Genomic DNA, 3,932 nt, shown 5'->3' on the forward strand with positions numbered 1-3,932 from the left:
CCATGACGCGCGACATGCTCCACGACGAGATCGAACGCATCTGCCGCGAACGCGCCCTCACGGTGGTCTTCGTCACCCACAACGTCCGCGAGGCCGCACGCCTGGGCGACCGGATCGTCCTGCTGTCGAGCAGGCCCGGGCGGGTGGTCGCCGAGTACCCGGTCGACATCCCCCGCCCGCGCCGGATCGACTCCCCGGAGATCGCCACGCTCTCCGCCACCGTCACCGACCGCCTGCGCGAGGAGGTGCGTCGCCATGGCCATTGACCAGCGGCTGCGCGCGACACTGCCCGGGAACCACCGCAACAACGGGGTGATCGCCGGCCTGGACGCCCTGGAGCTGGCCTCCGGCGAGCCCACCGAGTCGCGCGCTCTGCGGCTCTGGACGGCGACCTGGCCGAAGCTCGCCGCCATCGCGCTCGCCCTGCTCCTGTGGCAGGCCGTCGTGTGGTCCGGCTGGCGCCCGAGGTACGCGCTGCCCGGACCGGACGCCGTGTTCCCCGAGCTGTTCCGCCTGCTCGGGGAGGTCGACTTCTGGCGTTCCATCGGCACCACGATGCGCCGGGCCGCGCTCGGCTTCGCCGCCGCGACCGTCATCGGACTGGTGATCGGGGTGGCCACCGCGCGCATCCGGCCCCTGCGCACCGCGATCGGCTCGATGATCACGGGCCTGCAGACCATGCCGTCGATCGCCTGGTTCCCGCTCGCGATCCTGCTCTTCCAGCTGAGCGAGTCGGCGATGTTCTTCGTCGTCATCCTCGGCGCGGCACCGTCCATCGCCAACGGCGTCATCGGCGGCGTGGACTACGTGCCACCGATCCTGCGGCGGGTCGGGCGCAACCTCGGGGCCACGGGGCTGACGCTGTACCGGTTCGTCATCATGCCGGCGTCCCTGCCGAGCATCGTCGGCGGGCTCAAGCAGGGCTGGGCCTTCGCCTGGCGCAGCCTCATGGCCGGCGAGCTGCTCGTCATCATCGCCTCGACCCCGTCGATCGGCGTCAAGCTCGACACCGCGCGCCAGCTCAACCAGGCGACGGGGCTGCTGGCCTGGATGATCGTCATCCTCGTCATCGGGATCCTCGTGGACATCCTCTTCGGCCGCGCCAACACGGCGATCCGGCGGCGCTGGGGCGTGGTCGACCCTGCCGCATGAGCGGCGATCCGGCCGCGGCAGCGGCGCACAGGGCAGGATGTCGTCCGTGGACATCTCCGCCAAGAGCGACTACGCCGTGCGCGCCCTGCTCTCACTCGCCACCTACGGGCCGGACCCCGTGCGCGGCGATGCCCTGGCCGAGGACCAGCGCCTGCCGAAGAAGTTCCTCGAGGCGATCCTCGCCGACCTGCGACGGGCCGGACTCGTCCGCTCCGTGCGCGGCGCGCAGGGCGGCTACCACCTGGCGCGCTCGCCAGGGGAGATCACCCTCGGCCAGGTGATCCGCGCCGTCGACGGCCCGCTGGCCGAGATCCGCGGCCGGCGACCGGAGGAGACGTCCTACCTCGGGGCCGCCCAGCACCTGCCGCAGGTGTGGGTCGCGGTGCGGTCGGCCCTGCGCGGGGTGCTGGACGAGACGACCCTCGAGCAGGTGCTCCACGGCGACTTCAGCCAGCGCGTCCGCGACCTCACGGCGGAGCCGGACGCCTGGGTGCCACGCTGACGCAGCACCGGGAGGGCTCGGGCGGGCACGCCCGACCCGGCGAGCGGGCTCACCCCGCGACGCGCGGCGGGCGCGGCGTACCGGTGCCGCCCTTCGAGGATGCCAGCGCGCCGATCTCGACGGCCGCCGCCTCCGGGGCGAGCGCGTCCAGCCGGTGCAGCACCTGGCGCACCCGGGCGGTGGCGAACGGCGAGGGCACCTTCTTCTGCCCGAAGGAGTAGTCCTCGAAACCCCGGTAGCACGACTGCGGCGTCACGCGGCCGTCGGCCGCGACGTTGTGGGCGACGAGGCACGCCATGAGCTCGGCGAGCGAGCGCCGGTCCGCGGGGTCGGCCTCGGGACCGGACCACAGCTGGGGGAACCGGCCCAACGCGTCCAGGGCCGTCATGACGTCGTACCAGGTGGTGGGCCACTTGACGACCTTGAACTGGTAGCCGTGGCCGAACATGTAGGGCTTGGCCGTCGCCCTGCCGCGCCACACGCCCAGAGCCACCCTTGCCGCGCCGAGCACCTCGGGCGGACGGCGGTCCACCGGCACCCACGACCATGCGCGCAGGGCCTCGAGGGTGACCTGCGGGCACACGTCGCCCTTGCGGCCCGGCCCGCGGAACCCGCTGGCCGGGTCCGGGCGGCACGGCCAGGCGCGGCCATGGGGCGTGTCGGTGAGGTCATCGATCATGACGTCGAGCGCGCGTGCCACCCGCTGGTCCGCGCCGCGCCCGTACCGCAGCAGCACCTCGGTGATGGCGTGGGTGTCGCACAGCAGGGCGCCCCAGGTCGCCGTCGTCGAGCCGCGCACGCGCGCGAAGGACGCGAACCGGCCGTCGGGCAGGGGGTGGTCGGCCATGGCGTCGAGGACGCGCTCGACGCGCGGGTCGTCCCCGCCCGCCACGCCCATGTCCGCGAGCAGGGTGAGCAGGTTGGGCGCGAACGCCGGGCTGGCATGACCCGACAGGTCCGCGCCGGCGGTCCAGTCGCCCAGGCGGTCGGCGAGGGCGTCGGTGCCCGGGTCCGCCAGGACGAGGGTGTGCTCGACCGCGGCGCCGGGGGCGCCGTCGAGCAGCGCGGAGCGGACGATCCACCGCGCCGACGGCTCGGCGGACGCGAGGACCCATGCGAGCACGTCGTCGACGCCCACGCCCCCAGTGTGCTCGTGCGACCGTGCACCCGCCAGGGCCCCGCTGTGCTCCCGGCTCAGCCGTCGGACGGCCCGCGCGCGCCCACCACGCCGGCCTCGACGCGCTCGCCCGTCCCGGCGTCGACCAGCACGGTGATGCCGTGCGGCACCTGGTCCTCGAGGTCCGCCAGGAGTGCGTCCACATCGGGCAGCGCGCCCGGCACCTCGACGGCCACCACGACCGTGCTGGACACCAGGGTGACGTCGGTCACGCGGCCGCCGGCCGGCTCGACCCACTCCTGGGCGGCCGTCTGGATCCGCTCGCCCCACAGCGCGACGAGGTAGGCCCCCACGCTGTTGGCCGCGAGCGGAACGAGCACGAGCACCACACCCACGGCCACCGCCGTGTAGGCGCGCCGCCACGGCGCGGCCCCCGCGGACGCGTGCTCCGCCCGGTAGCCGTAGGCGCTGAACACGACGGTCCCGGCCAGGACGAGCGCGACGACGTTGGACAGGAACAGGACCAGCGCCCCGAGCGCCATGGTCCACGCGCCGGAGCCCAGGCAGACGCCGACGACGCCCAGCGGCGGCACCAGGGAGATCGCGATGGCGACGCCCGGCAGCACGTCGCTGACGTCGCGCCGGGACAGCCCGACGGCGCCCGCCAGGCCGGTGGCCAGCGCCGCGACGAGGTCGAGGATCCCCGGCGAGGTGCGCCCGGTGATCTGGGTGTTGGTCAGCAGCTGCATGGTGCTCGGCAGGAGGAACGCGGCGAGCACGCCGATCCCCACCACGGCCAGCGTCCCGGCACCGACGAAGCTCAGCGAGCGGCGCACCAACGGCGCCTCCCCGAGCACGATGCCGGCCGCGATCCCCATGATCGGGACGGACAGCGGAGCGATGATCATCGCGCCGATCACCGTCGCCGTGGAGTCCGCGAGCACGCCGGCGACGGCGATGAGGCCGGACAGCACGAGCATCGTCCAGAACGCCGACACCTTGGAGGCGCGGTCACCCACGGTCAGGTCGAGCTGGCCGACGAGCTCCGCGAGGGGGCGTCGCTGGGACTGTGGCAGGACGCGCTCGCGCACCGAGGTCATGGGGGGCATCGTCCCCCGCCCGGGGCCGCCGGTGGTCGAGCCGCGCCGTCGGGCGGCGCCG

The 3,932-nt window shown here is 74.4% G+C and carries 4 protein-coding genes and 1 pseudogene; 3 read left to right on the forward strand and 2 right to left on the reverse strand.

Annotated elements, in window-relative coordinates; translation table 11 throughout:
• From PKY62_RS12480 to PKY62_RS12490, 3 genes and pseudogenes are all read left to right on the forward strand, one after another.
• Window positions 1-266: pseudogene (locus PKY62_RS12480) on the forward strand (ABC transporter ATP-binding protein); the annotation flags it as partial.
• Complete coding sequence (locus PKY62_RS12485) at window positions 256-1,152, forward strand: ABC transporter permease (protein WP_324537444.1); 897 nt, start codon at window positions 256-258, stop codon at window positions 1,150-1,152. The pseudogene PKY62_RS12480 and the gene PKY62_RS12485, both read left to right, overlap by 11 nt.
• A 37-nt stretch (window positions 1,153-1,189) precedes the next feature.
• On the forward strand, window positions 1,190-1,654 hold the full coding sequence (locus PKY62_RS12490; protein WP_324537446.1) for an RrF2 family transcriptional regulator: 465 nt from the start codon (window positions 1,190-1,192) through the stop codon (window positions 1,652-1,654).
• 49 nt (window positions 1,655-1,703) lie between these two features.
• Here the strand turns inward: PKY62_RS12490 and PKY62_RS12495 are convergent, their stop codons facing one another.
• Window positions 1,704-2,792, reverse strand: a complete 1,089-nt coding sequence (locus tag PKY62_RS12495) for a hypothetical protein (protein ID WP_324537448.1) — start codon at window positions 2,790-2,792, stop codon at window positions 1,704-1,706.
• A 56-nt stretch (window positions 2,793-2,848) separates the two neighbouring features.
• On the reverse strand, window positions 2,849-3,932 hold a 1,084-nt coding region (locus tag PKY62_RS12500), incomplete at its 5' end, for a TIGR00341 family protein (RefSeq protein ID WP_324537450.1).

Source organism: Actinotalea sp. (assembly GCF_035443605.1).
Taxonomy (GTDB): Bacteria; Actinomycetota; Actinomycetes; order Actinomycetales; family Cellulomonadaceae; genus Actinotalea.